This is a genomic window from Cellulomonas sp. McL0617 (genome assembly GCF_049994875.1).
GTDB lineage: Bacteria > Actinomycetota > Actinomycetes > Actinomycetales > Cellulomonadaceae > Cellulomonas.
The window spans coordinates 1691872-1708659 of the sequence record NZ_CP188256.1 but is presented as its reverse complement, the minus strand read 5'-3'; the positions used below and the strand labels follow the sequence as shown (position 1 = coordinate 1708659).

Sequence of the window (16788 nt, the reverse complement as noted above, 5' to 3'; positions counted from 1 at the left end):
GCGACCCGTCGCCGAGTCGCGTGAGCACGCTTCCACGTCACACCGCGACGCAAATAGTCGCAATTTTCCGCCCCGCCGCGACGAAACTTGCAGTCGGATATCGTCCTCTTGCACCGATGTGTCCGGATCGCTACGGTCTACCGAATCGGTCACAACGCCGATGACAAACCGTACGGACCAAGCGCTCTCCACGGACGCGTGGAGTCTGCGAGGCAGCGCCGCCTCCGCCCCGACCCGAGTCCTCTCGGTCACACCCCCGCGCCAACGGCGGCCGAGGGTCGATCGGCGGTCACAGACCCGCGTCATCCCTATCGGTACTTCGAGAGTGAGAAACCCCTATGTTCGCCATGCGAACCTCGCGAGGGCGTCGCCGTGTCGGCGTCCTCGCGGCCAGCTCGGTCGTCATCGCCGCCGGCCTCGTCACCGTCTCGGGAACGGCAGCGTCGGCCGCCGCGACCGGTGGCGTCGGCGCGACCCTGCCCTACGTCGAGGTCCAGGCGGAGAACGCCGCGACCAACGGCACGATCATCGGGCCGGCCGCCGACTACAACACGCTCCCCGGCGAGGCCTCCTACCGCAAGGCGGTCACGCTGACGGGCCAGGGCAAGTACGTCGAGTTCACGACGCCGACGGCGACCAACTCGATCGACTTCCGGTACTCGATCCCCGACCAGGCCGGGGGCGCCGTCTACACGTCGCCCCTGTCGCTGTACGTCAACGGGGTCAAGCAGCCGAGCTTCACGCTGACCAACGCCTACAGCTGGTACTACTCGAGCTACCCGTTCAGCAACCAGCCGGGCTCGAACGCGCACCACTTCTACGACGAGGTCAACCGCCTCTTCACCACCACCTACCCGGCCGGCACGACCTTCCGGCTGCAGGTCGACGCGGACGCGACGGCCTCGTCGTCCACCATCGACTTCGCCGACTTCGAGAACGTGGCGGCGCCGCTGACGCAGCCGACCGGGTCGGTGTCGATCGCGACCTACGGCGCCGACGCGAGCGGCGTGAACGACTCCACGACCGCGATGACGCAGGCGATCGCAGCGGCGGGCGCCGGCGGTACGGTCTGGATCCCCGTCGGCACGTTCAAGATCCACGACCACGTGATCGTCAACAACGTGACGATCAAGGGCGCCGGCATGTGGTACTCCCGCACGACGGGCGACCGGATCGGGTTCTACGGCAACTACGCGCCGAGCCCGAGCACCAACGTGCACCTGGCCGACTTCGCGATCTTCGGGAACGTGCAGGAGCGCAACGACGCCGACCAGGTCAACGGCATCGGCGGCGCGCTGACCAACTCCACGGTCGACCGCGTGTGGATCGAGCACACCAAGGTCGGCGCGTGGATGGACGGCCCGTTCGACAACCTGGTGATGAGCGGCCTGCGGCTGCGCAACTTCACTGCGGACGGCGTGAACTTCCACGACGGCGTGACCAACAGCAGGGTGACCAACAGCGACATTCGCAACGCCGGCGACGACGGCCTGGCCACCTGGGCCGAGCAGAACGCCGACGTCAACGACTCGTTCGACCACAACACGGTGCAGTACCCGATCCTGGCCAACGGCATCGCGATCTACGGCGGCCACGACAACCTCGTCACCGACAACCGAGTGATCGACTCCGGCCTGACCCAGGGCGGCGGCATCCACGTCGCGCAGCGGTTCGCCTCGACGACGCTGGGCCGCACGGACGTGCTGCGCAACACGATCATCCGGTCGGGCAACCTCGACCCGAACTGGCAGTTCGGCGTGGGCGCCCTCTGGTTCGACGCGCGCGACGGATCGATGGCCGGCCTGACGAACGTCGACAACCTCCTCATCCAGCAGAGCCCGTTCGAGGCGATCCAGTTCGTCTCGGGCTCGAACATCTCCAACGTCAAGATCAACAACGCCACCATCCAGAACACCGGCACGTTCGTGGTGCAGGAGCAGGTGGCGGGTGCGGCGACGATCACGAACACGACGGCGACCGGCACGCAGGGGCCGTCCTCGATCTACAGCTGCAGCAACCAGTTCACCCTGACCGACGGCGGGGGCAGCTCCGGCGTCTTCGGCACCCCGTTCTGCGGCCCGTGGCCCACGCCGACTCTGCCGCCGTACCTGCCCGACAACATCTCCGGCGTGAGCGTGAGCCCGGCGGCCGTGTCGTTCGGCTCGGTGGCCACGGGCGCGACCAGCGCGGCGCAGGCCGTCACGGTCACGAACACCGGCACGACGTCGGCCACGGTCGGCGCGATCGCCGTCGCCGGTGACTTCAGCCAGACGAACACCTGTGGCACGTCGCTGGCCGCTGGTGCCTCCTGCACGGTCTCGGTGAAGTTCGCCCCGACCGCTGCGGGCAACCGCACCGGCAACCTGTCGGTGACCGCGAACGGGTCGGCCAACGCCGTGCCGCTGTCCGGCACGGGCGTCGCGCCCGGACCCATCCTCGGCACCAACCCGGGCTCGCTCACGTTCGGCAGCACGGTCGTCGGCGTTACCAGCGCGACCCAGACCGTCACCGTCGCCAACACGGGCACCACCGCGGCGAACGTCTCGGGCGTGGCCGTGACCGGCGACTACACGCAGACCAGCACCTGCACCGCGGTGGCCGTCGGTGGGTCGTGCGCGGTGACGGTGTCCTTCCGGCCCACGGCGTCGGGCACCCGCACGGGCACCCTGACCGTGACCAGCAACGCCAACAACAGCCCGACCACGGTCGCCCTGTCGGGGACCGCCATCGACTCCACCACCAACATCGCGCAGGGCAAGACCGCCACCGCGAGCTCGGTCACCAACAGCGCCCAGGCGGCCGCCAACGCGGTCGACGGCGACGCGTCCACGTACTGGGAGAGCGCGAACGGAGCGTTCCCGCAGTGGCTCCAGGTCGACCTCGGCGCTGCCACCAGCATCGGCAAGGTCACCCTCAAGCTCCCGCCGGCCACGGCGTGGGCCACGCGGACGCAGACGCTCTCGGTGCAGACCAGCACCGACGGCACCTCGTTCAGCACGGTCGCGTCCGGGACGTACACCTTCAACCCGGCCGACGCGACGCCCAACACCGCCGCGATCACCAACCCGGCGACCACCGCTCGCTACGTACGCGTCAACATCACCGCCAACTCGGGCTGGCCCGCGGGTCAGGTCTCCGAGCTGCAGGTGTTCCCCAGCGGGACCGTCACCCCGACGGCTTCGCTGACCACCAGCACCGGCTCGCTCACGTTCGCCGGTCAGACGGTGAGCACCACGAGCGCGGCCCAGACCGTGACGGTCACGAACACGGGGACCGCCGCCGCCACGCTGTCGACCGTCGTCGCGAGCGGCGACTTCTCGCAGACGAACACCTGCGGAGCCTCCATCGCGGTCAACGCCTCGTGCGCGGTCTCGGTGAAGTTCTCGCCGACGGCCACGGGCAACCGGACCGGGACGTTGACGATCAGCAGCAACGCCTCGAACAGCCCGACCACGGTCGCACTGAGCGGCACCGGCACGTCGGCCGCGACGGCGTCGTTGTCGGCCGGCCCGTCGTCGCTCACGTTCGGCTCGACCACGGTGGGCACGCCCAGCGCCGTCCAGAACGTGACGATCACCAACACGGGTGGGGCGGCCGCGACGATCTCGGGCGTCGCCTCTACCGGTGACTTCTCGCAGACCAGCACCTGCTCCGGCTCGCTCGCCGCGGGTGCCACCTGCACGGTCGCCGTCACCTTCCAGCCGACCGCCACCGGTGCGCGCACCGGCTCGGTCACCGTGACCAGCAACGCCGCCAACAGCCCGACGACCGTCGCCCTCACGGGCACGGGCGCCGGCACCGTGACCGGCAACCTGGCGCTGAACAAGCCCACCAGCGAGTCCTCGCACGCCGACGTCTACCCGTCGGGCAACGTGACGGACGGCAACGCCAGCACGTACTGGGAGAGCGCCAACAACGCCTTCCCGCAGTGGGTGCAGGTGGACCTCGGATCGGCCCAGTCGATCAACAAGGTCACGCTCAAGCTGCCGCCCGCCACCTCGTGGGCCGCCCGGACCGAGACGCTCTCGATCCAGGGCAGCACCAACGGCACGACCTGGACGACGCTGTCGCCGTCCGCGGTCGTGCAGTTCGACCCGGCCACGGGCAACACCAAGGACGTGACCTTCACGACCGCCTCCGTGCGGTACGTGCGGATCAACGTCACGGCCAACTCGTCCTGGCCCGCGGGTCAGTTCTCCGAGGTCGAGGTCTACGGGCCGGGCAGCACGGGGACGGCCACCCTGGCCGCCTCGCCGGCGAGCCTCTCGTTCGGCAGCACCACCGTGAACGCGACGAGCGCGGCGCAGACCGTGACGATCTCCAACACGGGCGGCGCCTCGGCTTCCTTGAGCGGTGTCACGATCGGCGGCGACTTCGCCGAGACCACCACCTGCGGTGCCACCCTGGCCGCCGGTGCGTCGTGCACCGCGAGCGTGACGTTCCGTCCGACGGCCGTCGGGACCCGGACCGGAACCCTGACGGTCGCGAGCACCGCCAGCAACCCGACGCTCACGGTCGCGCTCTCCGGGACCGGCACCGCGCCGAGCTCGGCGACGTTGACCGCCAACCCGACGAGCCTGACGTTCGCCGGCACCACGGTCGGTTCGTCGTCTGCGACGCAGGACGTGTCGATCGCGAACACGGGGACGGCCGCGGCTGCCGTGAGTGGCGTCTCGGTCAGCGGTGACTACACGGACACGACGACCTGCGGCGCCTCACTGGCCGCCGGCGCGTCGTGCACCGTCACCGTGACGTTCCGTCCGACCGCCGCCGGCACCCGCACGGGCACCGTCACGGTCGCGAGCAACGCCACCGACCCGACGCTCGCCGTGGCCCTGTCGGGCACGGGGAACGCCGCCGCCACCGCGACGATCGTCGCCAACCCGACGAGCCTGACGTACGGCGCCACCGCCGTGGGTTCGTCGAGCGCCACCCAGTCCGTCACGTTCACCAACACCGGCGGCGCGTCCGCCAACGTGCTCGGTGTGACGGCCGGCGGTGACTTCAGCCGGACCACCACCTGCGGCACGACGCTCGGCGCCGGCAGCACGTGCACCGCGACGATCACGTTCACGCCCACCGCCGCAGGCACCCGCACGGGCAGCCTGACGTTCTCGAGCTCCGCGACCAACAGCACGTTGACGGTCCCGCTCTCGGGCACGGGCGGCACCAGCACGGCGACCGACCAGGCGGCGGGCAAGACGATGACCTCGTCGTCCGACACCTTCACGTTCGTCGCGGCCAACGCCAACGACGGGTCGCTGACCACCTACTGGGAGGGCGCGCTGCCAGCCTGGCTGAACGTCGCCATGCGGGCCAACGTCACCATCGCCTCGGTGGTGGTCAAGCTCAACCCGGACCCGTCGTGGGGGACGCGCACGCAGACGTTCTCCATCGAGGGGCGTGACCAGTCCGGCGGCAGCTACACCACCATCAAGCCGTCCGCGACGTACACGTTCACGCAGGGCACCAACGTGGTGACCATCCCGGTCAGCGCGACCGCAGCAGACCTGCGGCTGTCGTTCACGGGCAACTCGGGCGCGTCCGGCGGTCAGGTGGCCGAGCTCCAGGTGCTGGGCGTCCCCGCCCCGAACCCGGACCTCGCCGCCAGCAACGTCGCGTCGTCGCCCGCGTCCCCCCTGGAGACCGACGCCGTCACGCTGAGCGCCAAGGTCACCAACATCGGCACGGCGTCCGCCGCGGCGAGCACGGTGAGCTTCTACCTCGGCACGACGAAGGTGGGGACGGCCAACGTCGCCGCCCTCGCCGCGGGTGCGTCGGCCACGGTCTCGGTGAACGCCGGACCGCAGACGGCCGGCACCTACGCCACGTCGGCGGTCGTCGACGAGGGCAACGCGATCGTCGAGCAGAGCGAGGCCAACAACAGCGCGACAGGCCCGGCACTGACCGTGGCCCCCGTGCAGAGCGCCGACCTCGTCGCGACGACCGGCTGGTCGCCGACCTCCCCGTCGGGCGGTCAGACCGTCACCTTCACGACGACGGTCAAGAACCAGGGCAACCAGCCGTCCAGCTCGGCGGCGCACGGCGTGACGGTGACGATCAAGGACCAGACGGGTGCGGTCATCACGACGCTCACCCCGACGGCACCGGGCGGCGTCATCGCCGCCGGCGCGAGCGTCAACGTGACCGCCGGGACCTGGACGGCCGTGAACGGCAAGTTCACGGTGACCACCACGGTCGCCGCGGACACCGCCGAGCTCGCGGTCAAGCAGGCCAACAACACCACGGTCCAGTCGCTGTCGGCCGGCCGTGGCGCATCGATGCCGTACGACTCCTACGAGGCGGAGGACGGCACGCTCGCGGGCGGGGCGGCCACGGTCGGACCCAACCGCACGATCGGCGACCTCGCGGGTGAGGCGTCCGGCCGCAAGGCCGTCCGTCTGAACGCGACCGGCGCGTCGGTCTCGTGGACGGCCCGAGCGGCGACCAACACGCTCGACGTGCGCTACTCCATCCCGGACGGCACCACGACGACACTCGGGGTGTTCAACGGTTCGACCCAGGTGGGCACGGTCAACCTGGTGTCCAAGTACGCGTGGCTGTACGGGGCCGAGGCCTCGCCGCAGAACTCGGGCACCGGCCCGCGGCACATCTACGACGAGGCGAACGTGGTCCTGTCCACGACCGTCCCGGCGGGTGCCACGCTCTCGGTGCGCAACACCACGGGCGCGGACATCACGGTCGACTTCGTCCAGCTCGAGCTGGCGACGCCGATCGCCAACCCGGACCCGACGCACCTGATCACGGTCACGGGCTTCGACACCTCGGCGATCCAGACGGCCCTCAACACGGCCAACCAGAGCGCCACGGCCACCGGCATCTACCTCCCGGCGGGCGACTACCAGGTGGCGCAGAAGTTCCAGATCGGCCAGAAGCCGCTGCAGGTCGTCGGCGCCGGGCCGTGGTTCACGCGGCTCATCGCGCCGCAGGACCAGGAGAACACCGACATCGGGTTCACGCCGAACGGCGCCGGTGCCACGGGTTCGCAGTTCCGGAACTTCGCGGTGCTCGGCAACTACACCAGCCGGGCCGACGGCTCCGGTCAGGTGTTCCCGCTGACCAACGTCACCAGCATCACGATCGACAACGTGTGGGTCGCCCACACGGTCGTGATGGTCTGGGGCCAGAACGTGGACAGCTCGACGTTCACCAACAACCGCATCGACGACACGTTCGCCGACGGGATCACGCTGGCGAACGACAGCTCGGGCAACACGCTGCGCAACATGGCGGCGCACGCCACGGGTGACGACAGCTTCGCGCTGTTCAACGCCCAGGACGTCCACGCGGGCACCGTCTCGAACAACCTCGAGGAGAACCTCACGGCGATCCTCACCTGGCGCGCCAGCGGGTTCGCGGTCTACGGAGGCTCCGGGAACACGTTCCGGAACCTCTACGCCGCTGACCAGCTGACGTACCCCGGGCTGACGATCTCGTCGATCAACTTCGGGATCCCGTTCGTCGGGTTCAGCGGGACGACGACGTTCGACAGCATCTCGATCGTCCGGTCGGGCGGCCACTTCTGGGGCCAGCAGGTCTTCCCCGGCTTGTGGCTCAACTCCGGCGACGGGACGTTCACCGGGATCCGGGTCAGCAACGTCGACATCGTCGACCCCACGTACGACGGGGTCATGTTCCAGACGAAGTACGTCGGCAGCAGCGCCACCAACCCGGTGGCCGACACCGTGCTGACCAACGTCACGGTCGACCGGGCGAACGAGCCCCGGTCGGACGGCAGCAACGTCGACGCGACCGCGTCGTCGTTCAACCTCACCGGCCGCGTGGGCAACGCGGTCTGGTGCAACGCCCTCCCGGAGCCCGGTCAGGGACCGGCCATCGGGGCGGCAACCTTCACCAACCTGGTGATGACGAACAGCTCGCACGACATCGTCAACACCTGCCCGGGCTTCACGATCACCCGCAACTAGGGAAGGACGGACAGACGAGCGGCCGGTGCCCGACGGGGCACCGGCCGTTGGTCGTCCTGGCCCTCGCCGCCAAGGCGCTCGAGAACGGCAGTTCGTCACGAGACCGGCAGTTCAATCTGCCGTTCTCGCGACGAAGTGCCGTTCTCGGCACCCGGGAGGGGGGCCGAGCCGAGAGGGTCAGGCCAGGGCGATCAGGTCCAGGTAGCCCGGGTTCCAGAGGTCCTCGTCGCCGTCCGGCAGCAGCAGGACGCGCTCCGGGTCGAGGGCTGCGACGGCACCCTCGTCGTGCGAGACCAGCACGACCGCACCCGCGTACCCGCGCAGCGCCGCGAGGATCTCCTCGCGGGACGCCGGGTCGAGGTTGTTCGTCGGCTCGTCGAGGAGCAGGACGTTGGCCGACGAGACGACGAGGGCCGCGAGCGCGAGGCGCGTCTTCTCCCCACCCGACAGCACCCGGGCCGGCTTGTCGGCGTCGTCGCCCGAGAACAGGAACGACCCGAGGACGGACCGCACCTGCGTCTCCGTCAGGTCCGGCGCGGCCGACTTCAGGTTCTCGACGACCGTGCGGTCGAGGTCGAGCGTCTCGTGCTCCTGCGCGTAGTAGCCCAGCTTGAGCCCGTGCCCGGGGTGGACGTCGCCGGTGTCGGACTGCTCGATGCCCCCGAGGATGCGCAGCAGCGTCGTCTTGCCCGCGCCGTTGAGGCCCAGCACGACGACCTTGCTCCCCCGGTCGATCGCCAGGTCGACGCCGGTGAAGACCTCCTGCGAACCGTAGGTCTTGGACAGGTCGCTCGCCGTCAGCGGCGTCTTGCCGCAGGCCGCGGGCTCGGGGAACCGCAGGCGCGCCACCTTGTCGGACGCGCGCACGTCCTCGAGGCCCGACAGCAGGCGCTCTGCCCGGCGGGCCATGTTCTGCGCGGCGACGGTCTTGGTGGCCTTGGCGCGCATCTTGTCGGCCTGCGCCATGAGCGTCGAGGCCTTCTTCTCGGCGTTGGCCCGCTCGCGGCGGCGGCGCTTCTCGTCCGTCTCGCGCTGCTGCAGGTACGCGTCCCAGCCGAGGGCGTACTGGTCGAGCTGCGAGCGGTTGGCGTCCAGGTGGAACACCTTGTTGACCACGGCGCGCAGCAGGTCGGCGTCGTGCGAGATGACGATGAGACCGCCCGAGTACCCCTTGAGGTAGTCGCGCAGCCACATGATCGAGTCGGCGTCGAGGTGGTTGGTGGGCTCGTCGAGGAGCAGGGTCTCGACGCCGGAGAACAGGATGCGGGCCAGCTCGACGCGACGGCGCTGACCGCCCGAGAGCGTGCCGATCGTCTGGCTCAGCACGCGCTCGTCGAGCCCGAGGTTCGACGCGATCCGGTGCGCCTCGGACTCGGCGGCGTACCCGCCCGCCGCGTTGAACCGCGCGTCGAGGCGCGTGTACCGGTCCATCGCCTTCTCGCGGACCGCCTCGTCCTCGCTGCCCATCGCGGTCTCGGTCGCGCGCAGCGACCGCACGATCTCGTCGAGACCCCGGGCACTGAGGACCCTGTCCATCGCGAGCTGGTCGAGGTCGCCGGTGCGCGGGTCCTGCGGCAGGTAGCCGACCTCACCGGACCGGACGATCTGGCCCGCGGTCGGTTGCGTCTCGGCCGCCAGGGTCTTGGTCAGCGTCGTCTTGCCGGCGCCGTTGCGACCGACCAGACCGATCCGGTCGCCGGCCGCGATGCGGAACGACGACTCCTCGAGCAGCACACGTGCGCCGATGCGCAGCTCGACAGCCTGGGCGGTGATCACTTGACGGTTTCCTCCGATATAGCCGTGCGGCTCTTGGTCGCACGCACAAACGCCAGCAAGTCTACGTGGGGCTAGCGTCGTGACCGGTCGATCGGGTGGATCTCGCGCCGTCGGCCGGCGGGGACGCCCGTGTTCCTTCGTGCCCAGCTCCACGACGATCAAGGGGTAGCCATGTCCACCGCGCCTGACGCCGTACCTGCAGTCACCGACTCTGCCACGCTGGCCGCACCGGTCGCCCGGTCCTCCGTGGCCACGGACGTCGCCCTCATCGCCAGCTTCGCCGCCTTCATCGCCGTCTGCGCGATCCTGCCCGCCATCCCGACCGGCGACTCGGGCGTGCCGATCACGCTGCAGACGTTCGGGGTCATCCTGGCCGGTCTGGTGCTGGGCTGGCGTCGAGGTGCGCTCGCCGTACTCCTGTACCTCGCGGTCGGCCTGGCCGGCGTGCCCATCTTCTCGGGCGGCGCCGGCGGGATCGCCGTCCTGGCGGGCGCGTCCGTCGGGTACCTCCTCGCCTTCCCGTTCGGCGCAGCTCTCGCCGGCGCGTTCGCCAGCCTGGGCATCCGCTGGAGCGCCCCCGGCACCAAGGCCGGTCCGGGCTGGCTGTACCCGTTCCTCGTGCTGTCGGGGATCCTCGGCAGCTTCCTGACCATCCACGTCGGCGGGATCGTCGGCCTGATGGTCCGCCTCGACCTCACCTTCCACGAGGCGCTCGTCATCGACGCCCACTTCATCCCCGGCGACATCCTCAAGAACCTCGCGGCCGGGGCCGTGGCGCTGGCCATCTTCAAGGCCTTCCCCGACATGCTGCGCACCCGCCGCTGACGACTCCGTGATCACGCTCGACGAGGTCCTCGTCACCGCCTACAGCCCCGATCCCGCGGGCGGTGCGGACCGCATCGTGCGCCTGCTCGGGCCGGTGACGCTGGACCTCGGCGAGCGTCGCATCGCGATCGTCGGCGCCAACGGCTCCGGCAAGTCGACCCTCGCGCGGCTGCTCAACGGCCTCGTCCTGCCCGCGTCGGGCTCCGTCCACGTCGACGGGCTCGACACCGGGCGCGACGGGGCCGCGGTGCGTCGGCGGGTCGGGTTCATGTTCACCGATCCCGACGCCCAGGTCGTGATGCCGACGCCGCTGGAGGACGTCGCCCTCTCCCTACGTCGGCTCAAGCTGGCCCCCGAGGCTCGCGACGAGGTCGCGCGGGCCGCGCTCGGCCGGCTCGGGCTCGCCGACCGCGCCGAGCTCCCCGTGCACGCCCTGTCCGGTGGTCAGCGCCAGCTGCTCGCGCTCGCAGCCGTCCTGGCCACCGGGCCCGCGGTCCTCGTGGCCGACGAGCCGACCACGCTTCTCGACCTGCGCTGGCGCCGCGTCGTGGACGACCTGCTCGCCTCCCTGGACCAGCAGGTCATCGTCGTGACGCACGACCTGGACGCGGCCCTGCGTGCCGACCGCGTGCTGGTGGTCGACGACGGGTCGGTCGTGTTCGACGGCGAGCCCGCCCCGGCGATCGCGTACTACCGGGACCTCATGACGGGGGTGCCGCGCCCGTGAGCCAGGGACCTCTGCGACCTCCGTGGTCCGGGCCGCTCGGCCTGTACCACCCCGGTTCGAGCGTCGTGCACCGTGCGCCGGCCGGCCTCAAGCTCTCGTTCCTCGCCGTCTTCGCGATCGTGGTGGTGCTCGCCCACGGACCGGCGTCGGCGCTGGCCGCGCTCGGGATCGCGCTGCTGCTGCAGGTGGTGGCCCACGTGCCCTGGCACCGCACCACGCGGGGGCTCGTCCCCACCCTCGTCACCGCGGCGCTGATCGGCGCCTACCAGTGGTGGGCGCGGGACTGGCAGACCGCCTTCGAGGTGGCCGTCGACCTCGTCGCCCTGGTGCTCGCCGGAGCCGTCGTGACCGCGACCACGCGCGCCGACCTGCTCCTCGATGTGCTGGCTCGCCTCGTCCGCCCGCTGCGGCACATCGGGCTCGACCCCGAGATGTTCGCGCTCACCGTCGGGCTGTTCCTGCGCACGATCCCGCTCCTGGCCCGCACGTCGATGGAGGCCCGCGACGCCGCACGCGCCCGCGGCCTGGAGCGCAACCCCCGGGCCGTGCTCGTGCCCGCCGCCGTGCGGATGGTCGCCCACGCGCGGACCACCGGCGATGCCCTGGCCGCGCGCGGCCTCGGCGAGGACTGAAAAGACCACGCGCCCGGTGTGGGCTGCGGTACGTTCTCGGCGTCCACGCGCAGAGCGGAGCCTCCCGATGACCGACCCGCACGAGCGGCGTCCGGATGAGCCCGGGCCGTACCCGCAGGGGCCCTACCCCCAGGGGCCGTACCCGCAGGGGCCCTACCCGCCGCCGCCGTACGGTCCCGGACCGTACGCGCCCGGTTACGACCCGTTGGCGAAGTCCAAGGTCGTCGCCGGGCTCCTCGGGATCTTCCTGGGTCACTTCGGCGTGCACCGGTTCTACCTCGGCTACAACCGCGAAGGCCTGACCATGCTGCTCATCGCGGTGGTCGGCGGGATCGTCACCTGCGGCATCGCCTGGATCGCGGTGGGCATCTGGGGTCTGGTCGAGGGCATCCTCTACCTCGTCGGCACGCCGGGTACGCAGTGGACCCACGACGCGACGGGCCGCCCGCTGAGCGGCTGAGCGCGCTCGCTACTACCTTGCGTGGATGACGTTCCAGGAGGGTGGCAGCTTCGACGCCGGGCGCGTGCGCAGGCGTGGACCCGGCAAGGGCGGCGTCGCCGTCGGCGGTGGGATCGGTGGCATCGCGGTCGTCGCGCTGATCCTCATCCTGCAGGCCACCGGCCACAGCGACGTGGCGAACGTGGTCAACCAGGTGGCCGGCGGCGCGGAAGGCGGCGGCCAGCAGGCGGAGAGCACCCTCGGGGCGTGCTCCGCCGCGCAGGCCAACAGCGACCGCGACTGCCGGCTCGAGGGGACCATCGAATCGCTCGACGTCTACTGGGCCGCCACGGTGCCGACCGTGTTCAGCCAGCCCGGTGTCGTCTCGTTCCAGCAGGCCACGAGCACGGGCTGCGGCGACGCATCCGCCTCCAGCGGTCCGTTCTACTGCCCGCCCGACCAGACGATCTACCTCGATGTCAGCTTCTACGACGACCTGGAGTCGCAGCTCGGCGCCCAGGACGGGCCGCTCGCCGAGGAGTACGTGACCGCGCACGAGTACGGCCACCACATCCAGCAGCTGACGGGGGTGATGGACAAGGCGAAACGGCAGGGCACGGGCGCCGACTCCGACTCGGTGCGCACCGAGCTGCAGGCCGACTGCTACGCCGGCATGTGGGTCGGCGACGCGACCGAGACGATCGATCCGGACACGGGCAAGCCGTTCCTCGACCCGATCACCCAGGAGCAGCTGCAGAATGCTCTCGGCGCGGCGTCCGCTGTGGGCGACGACCACATCCAGAAGCAGTCGGGCGGCCAGGTGAACCCCGACGCCTTTACGCACGGCACGAGCGCACAGCGCGAGCGATGGTTCACCACCGGGTACGAGAACGGCACGCTCGACGCGTGTGACACCTTCTCGGCGAGCACGCTGTGAGCGACTACACCGTCAGGGCGCTGACCCCCGACACGTGGGACGCGTTCGCACGCCTGGCCGAGAAGCACAACGGCGTCTGGGGCGGCTGCTGGTGCACCTGGTTCCACCCGCGCTTCCCCGAGAAGCTGCCCGGCGCCGAGGGAAACCGTCTCCTCAAGGAGCGGCTCGTCCACGAGGGCGTCGCGCACGCGGCCCTCGTCTTCGACGGCGACGACGCAGTCGCCTGGTGCGAGTACGGGACGCCCGACGAGCTGCCGAGCATCTATCACCGCAAGCAGTACGAAGCCGGCCTGGAGAACCCGCCCGACTACCGGATCACCTGCTTCTTCGTCGACCGGGACTACCGGCGCCGTGGGATGTCCGGTCATGCCCTGCGCGGCGCGATCGACCTCATCGCAGCGGCGGGCGGCGGCCTGGTCGAGGCGTACCCGCACGACACGGGCGGCGTGAAGAAGTCGGCGTCGTTCCTCTACAACGGCACCCGCACGCTCTTCGAGAACGCCGGCTTCGCGTACCAACGGCCCAAGGGCCAGGGCAACTGCGTGATGACGATGACCGTCCGACACGACGAAGGGGACCCGTAGGTCCCCTTCGCACGCTCAGATGTTGAAGCCGAGGGCCCGCATCTGCTCGCGGCCGTCGGGCGTGATCTTCTCGGGGCCCCACGGCGGCATCCAGACCCAGTTGATGCGGAATCCGTCGACGATGCCGTCGAGGGCGGTCGCGGACTGGTCCTCGATGACGTCGGTCAGCGGGCAGGCCGCGGACGTGAGGGTCATGTCGATGATCGCGGTGTTCGTCTGGTCGATGACGACGCCGTAGATGAGGCCGAGGTCGACGACGTTGATCCCGAGCTCGGGGTCGATGACGTCGCGCAGGGCCTCCTCGACGTCGGCGACCGTCGACGGGGTCGGGCTGGCTGCAGTTCCAGAAATCGTCATGAGTCCTCCGTGGGACGGGCGCCGGTCTTGATGAGTGCGTCGGTGAGCGCGGACCAGCCGAGCAGCGCGCACTTGATGCGGGCGGGGTACTTGGCCACGCCGGTGAAGGCGGTCGCGTCGCCGAGCGAGTCCTCGGCGGCCTCGTCGTCCAGGCCGTTGCCGCGGGCGGACATCAGCTCACGGAACGTGCCGCCGAGCTGGTCGACCGTCGCGAGGTCGTTGCCGACGACGAGATCGACGAGGACCGAGACGGACGCCTGCGAGATGCTGCAGCCCTGACCCTCCCAGCGGACGTCGCGCACGACCCCGTCCTCGAGGTCGACCTGCAGCGTCACCTCGTCGCCGCACGTCGGGTTGACCTGGTGCGACTCGCCGACGTGCTCGCCGGCGAGGCCGAGGCCTCGACCGTGCGGGAACTTGGCGTGGTCGAGGATGACCTGCTGGTACAGCTGCTCCATCGAGGAACTCATGACACCTCCAGACCGAAGAACGCCCGGACCCCCGTGAGTGCTTCCCGGAAGACCTCGATCTCCTCGTCCGTCGTGTAGACCGCGGCGCTGGCGCGCGAGGTCGACGCGACGCCGAACCGGCGGTGCAGCGGCTGCGCGCAGTGGTGGCCTACCCGGACCGCGACGCCCGCGTCGTCGAGCACCTGGCCCACGTCGTGCGCGTGCACCCCGTCGACGACGAACGAGACGGTGGCCAGCCGGTCGCGGGTGTCGGTCGGGCCGATGACCCGCACGCCCGGCACGGACGCCACCGCGTCGAGCAGCAGCCCGGCCAGGTGGTGCTCGTGGGCGGCGACGGCGTCCATGCCCAGCTCGGCCAGGTAGGAGGCCGCGGCGCCCATCCCGACGGCCTGGGACACCATCTGCGTGCCGGCCTCGAACCGCTGCGGCGGCGGCGCGTAGGTGGTCTGCTCCATGGTGACGACCTCGACCATCGACCCACCCGTGGTGACGGGCGGCATGGCCTCGAGCAGCTCGCGGCGGCCGTACAGGGCACCCACCCCCGTCGGGCCGAGCATCTTGTGCCCGGAGAACGCGGCGAAGTCGACGCCCAGCGCCGTGAGGTCGACGGGCAGGTGCGGCACGGACTGGCACGCGTCGAGCACCGTGAGCGCGCCGACCGACCGTGCCTTCGCGACGAACGGCGCGACGGGCGTGATCGCACCCGTGACGTTCGACGCATGCGTGAACGCGAGCACCTTGGTCCGCTCGGTCACGACCGTGTCGAGCTCGTCGACCCGGATGCGGCCGTCGTCGTCGACCCCGATCCAGCGCAGCGTCGCGCCGGTGCGGGCGGCGAGCTCCTGCCACGGGACGAGGTTGGCGTGGTGCTCGGCCTCCGTGACGACGATCTCGTCACCCGGCCGCAGCACGAACCGCTGGGCGGCCGCTCCCCCGCGCCCGAGAGTGGCGTTCGACATCGCGTACGCGACCAGGTTGATCCCCGCAGTCGCGTTGGACGTCCAGATCAGCGACCCCGGCGAGACGCCCACGAACGAGGCGACCCGCCCGCGCGCGTCCTCGAACGCCTCGGTGGCTTCCTCGGCCAGCTGGTGCGCGCCGCGGTGCACGGCGGCGTTGCGCTGGATGTAGAAGTCCTGCTCGGCGTCGAGGACGACCTCGGGCTTCTGCGAGGTGGCCCCCGAGTCGAGGTACACCAGCGGGCGTCCGCCGCGCAGGGTCCGCGCGAGCAGCGGGAAGTCCGCGCGCACGGCGGCCAGCTCGGACGCGTCGAGCGTCCGGGCCGGAACCTCGAGGGTGCTGGTCATGGGGAGCCTCAGGCCTCTCAGATAACCGAAGTGCTCGTCAGGAAGCGGTCGTAGCCCTCGTTCTCGAGGCGGTCGGCCAGCTCGGGGCCACCCTCCTCGGCCACGCGGCCGTCGACGAACACGTGCACGAAGTCGGGCTTGATGTAGCGCAGGATCCGCGTGTAGTGCGTGATCAGCAGCACGCCGACGTCCGGGTTCTGACGGACGCGGTTGACACCCTCGGACACGACCCGCAGCGCGTCGACGTCGAGGCCCGAGTCCGTCTCGTCGAGGATCGCGAACTTGGGCTTGAGCAGCTCCATCTGGAGGATCTCGTGGCGCTTCTTCTCCCCGCCGGAGAAGCCCTCGTTGACCGAGCGCTCGGCGAACGTGGGGTCCATGCGCAGGTCGTCCATCGCGGTGCGCACGTCCTTGACCCACGTGCGCAGCGGGGGCGCCTGGCCGTCGATGGCGGTCTTGGCGGTGCGCAGGAAGTTGGACACGCTCACGCCGGGGACCTCGACCGGGTACTGCATGGCCAGGAACAGGCCGGCGCGGGCGCGGGCGTCGACCGACAGTGCCAGGACGTCCTCGCCGTCGAGCGTGACCGTGCCGCTGGTCACGTGGTACTTCGGGTGGCCGGCCAGCGAGTAGGCCAGCGTCGACTTGCCGGAGCCGTTGGGGCCCATGATGGCGTGCGTCTCGCCGCTCGCGACGGTCAGGTCGACGCCGCGCAGGATCTGCTTGGGGCCTTCCTTGGTCTCGACGCTGACGTGCAGGTCGCGGATCTCCAGGGTGGACATGCT

At 70.7% G+C, this 16788-nt stretch carries 12 protein-coding genes; 7 read left to right on the top strand and 5 right to left on the bottom strand.

Features of this window, described 5'->3' with window-relative positions; all coding sequences use genetic code 11:
- Positions 1 to 347: 347 nt before the first annotated feature.
- A complete protein-coding gene (locus ACPPVS_RS07705) occupies positions 348 to 7949 on the top strand; it encodes a choice-of-anchor D domain-containing protein (protein WP_426595441.1) in 7602 nt (2533 codons plus the stop codon).
- A 177-nt stretch (positions 7950 to 8126) separates the two neighbouring features.
- Here the strand turns inward: ACPPVS_RS07705 and ACPPVS_RS07700 are convergent, their stop codons facing one another.
- A complete protein-coding gene (locus tag ACPPVS_RS07700; protein WP_426595440.1) occupies positions 8127 to 9725 on the bottom strand; it encodes an ABC-F family ATP-binding cassette domain-containing protein in 1599 nt (532 codons plus the stop codon).
- A 171-nt stretch (positions 9726 to 9896) separates the two neighbouring features.
- Between ACPPVS_RS07700 and ACPPVS_RS07695 the strand changes: the two genes are divergently transcribed.
- The 6 genes from ACPPVS_RS07695 (at position 9897) to ACPPVS_RS07670 (ending at position 13869) form a co-directional block, all read left to right on the top strand.
- Positions 9897 to 10550, top strand: coding sequence for a biotin transporter BioY (locus ACPPVS_RS07695; protein ID WP_426595439.1), 654 nt, complete (start codon positions 9897 to 9899; stop codon positions 10548 to 10550).
- Between the two features lie 7 nt (positions 10551 to 10557).
- Entirely contained in the window at positions 10558 to 11277 is a 720-nt protein-coding gene (locus tag ACPPVS_RS07690) for an energy-coupling factor ABC transporter ATP-binding protein (protein ID WP_426595438.1), read from the top strand.
- Positions 11274 to 11909 (top strand): energy-coupling factor transporter transmembrane component T family protein, encoded by a 636-nt coding sequence (locus ACPPVS_RS07685; RefSeq protein ID WP_426595437.1) that lies wholly within the window; start codon positions 11274 to 11276, stop codon positions 11907 to 11909. The genes ACPPVS_RS07690 and ACPPVS_RS07685 overlap by 4 nt, the downstream gene beginning before the upstream one ends.
- Positions 11910 to 11976: 67 nt before the next feature.
- Positions 11977 to 12369: a TM2 domain-containing protein gene (locus ACPPVS_RS07680; protein ID WP_426595436.1), complete on the top strand. Its 393-nt coding sequence runs from the start codon at positions 11977 to 11979 to the stop codon at positions 12367 to 12369.
- Between the two features lie 25 nt (positions 12370 to 12394).
- Entirely contained in the window at positions 12395 to 13285 is an 891-nt protein-coding gene (ypfJ, locus tag ACPPVS_RS07675; protein ID WP_426595435.1) for a KPN_02809 family neutral zinc metallopeptidase, read from the top strand.
- The gene (locus ACPPVS_RS07670; protein ID WP_426595434.1) at positions 13282 to 13869 is read left to right on the top strand and encodes a GNAT family N-acetyltransferase; all 588 of its coding nucleotides are present in this window, start codon (positions 13282 to 13284) and stop codon (positions 13867 to 13869) included. The genes ypfJ and ACPPVS_RS07670 overlap by 4 nt, the downstream gene beginning before the upstream one ends.
- Before the next feature lie 15 nt (positions 13870 to 13884).
- On the opposite strand, the gene ACPPVS_RS07665 is transcribed toward ACPPVS_RS07670, so the two are convergent.
- Genes ACPPVS_RS07665 through sufC form a run of 4 tightly spaced genes read right to left on the bottom strand, consistent with a single transcriptional unit; the run spans position 13885 to position 16785 of the window.
- Complete coding sequence (locus ACPPVS_RS07665) at positions 13885 to 14226, bottom strand: metal-sulfur cluster assembly factor (RefSeq protein ID WP_426595433.1); 342 nt, start codon at positions 14224 to 14226, stop codon at positions 13885 to 13887.
- A complete protein-coding gene (gene sufU / locus ACPPVS_RS07660; RefSeq protein ID WP_426595432.1) occupies positions 14223 to 14696 on the bottom strand; it encodes a Fe-S cluster assembly sulfur transfer protein SufU in 474 nt (157 codons plus the stop codon). The genes ACPPVS_RS07665 and sufU overlap by 4 nt, the downstream gene beginning before the upstream one ends.
- Positions 14693 to 16003: a cysteine desulfurase gene (locus ACPPVS_RS07655; RefSeq protein WP_426595431.1), complete on the bottom strand. Its 1311-nt coding sequence runs from the start codon at positions 16001 to 16003 to the stop codon at positions 14693 to 14695. The genes sufU and ACPPVS_RS07655 overlap by 4 nt, the downstream gene beginning before the upstream one ends.
- A 17-nt stretch (positions 16004 to 16020) precedes the next feature.
- On the bottom strand, positions 16021 to 16785 hold the full coding sequence (sufC, locus tag ACPPVS_RS07650) for a Fe-S cluster assembly ATPase SufC (protein WP_426595430.1): 765 nt from the start codon (positions 16783 to 16785) through the stop codon (positions 16021 to 16023).
- Between the last annotated feature and the right edge of the window lie 3 nt (positions 16786 to 16788).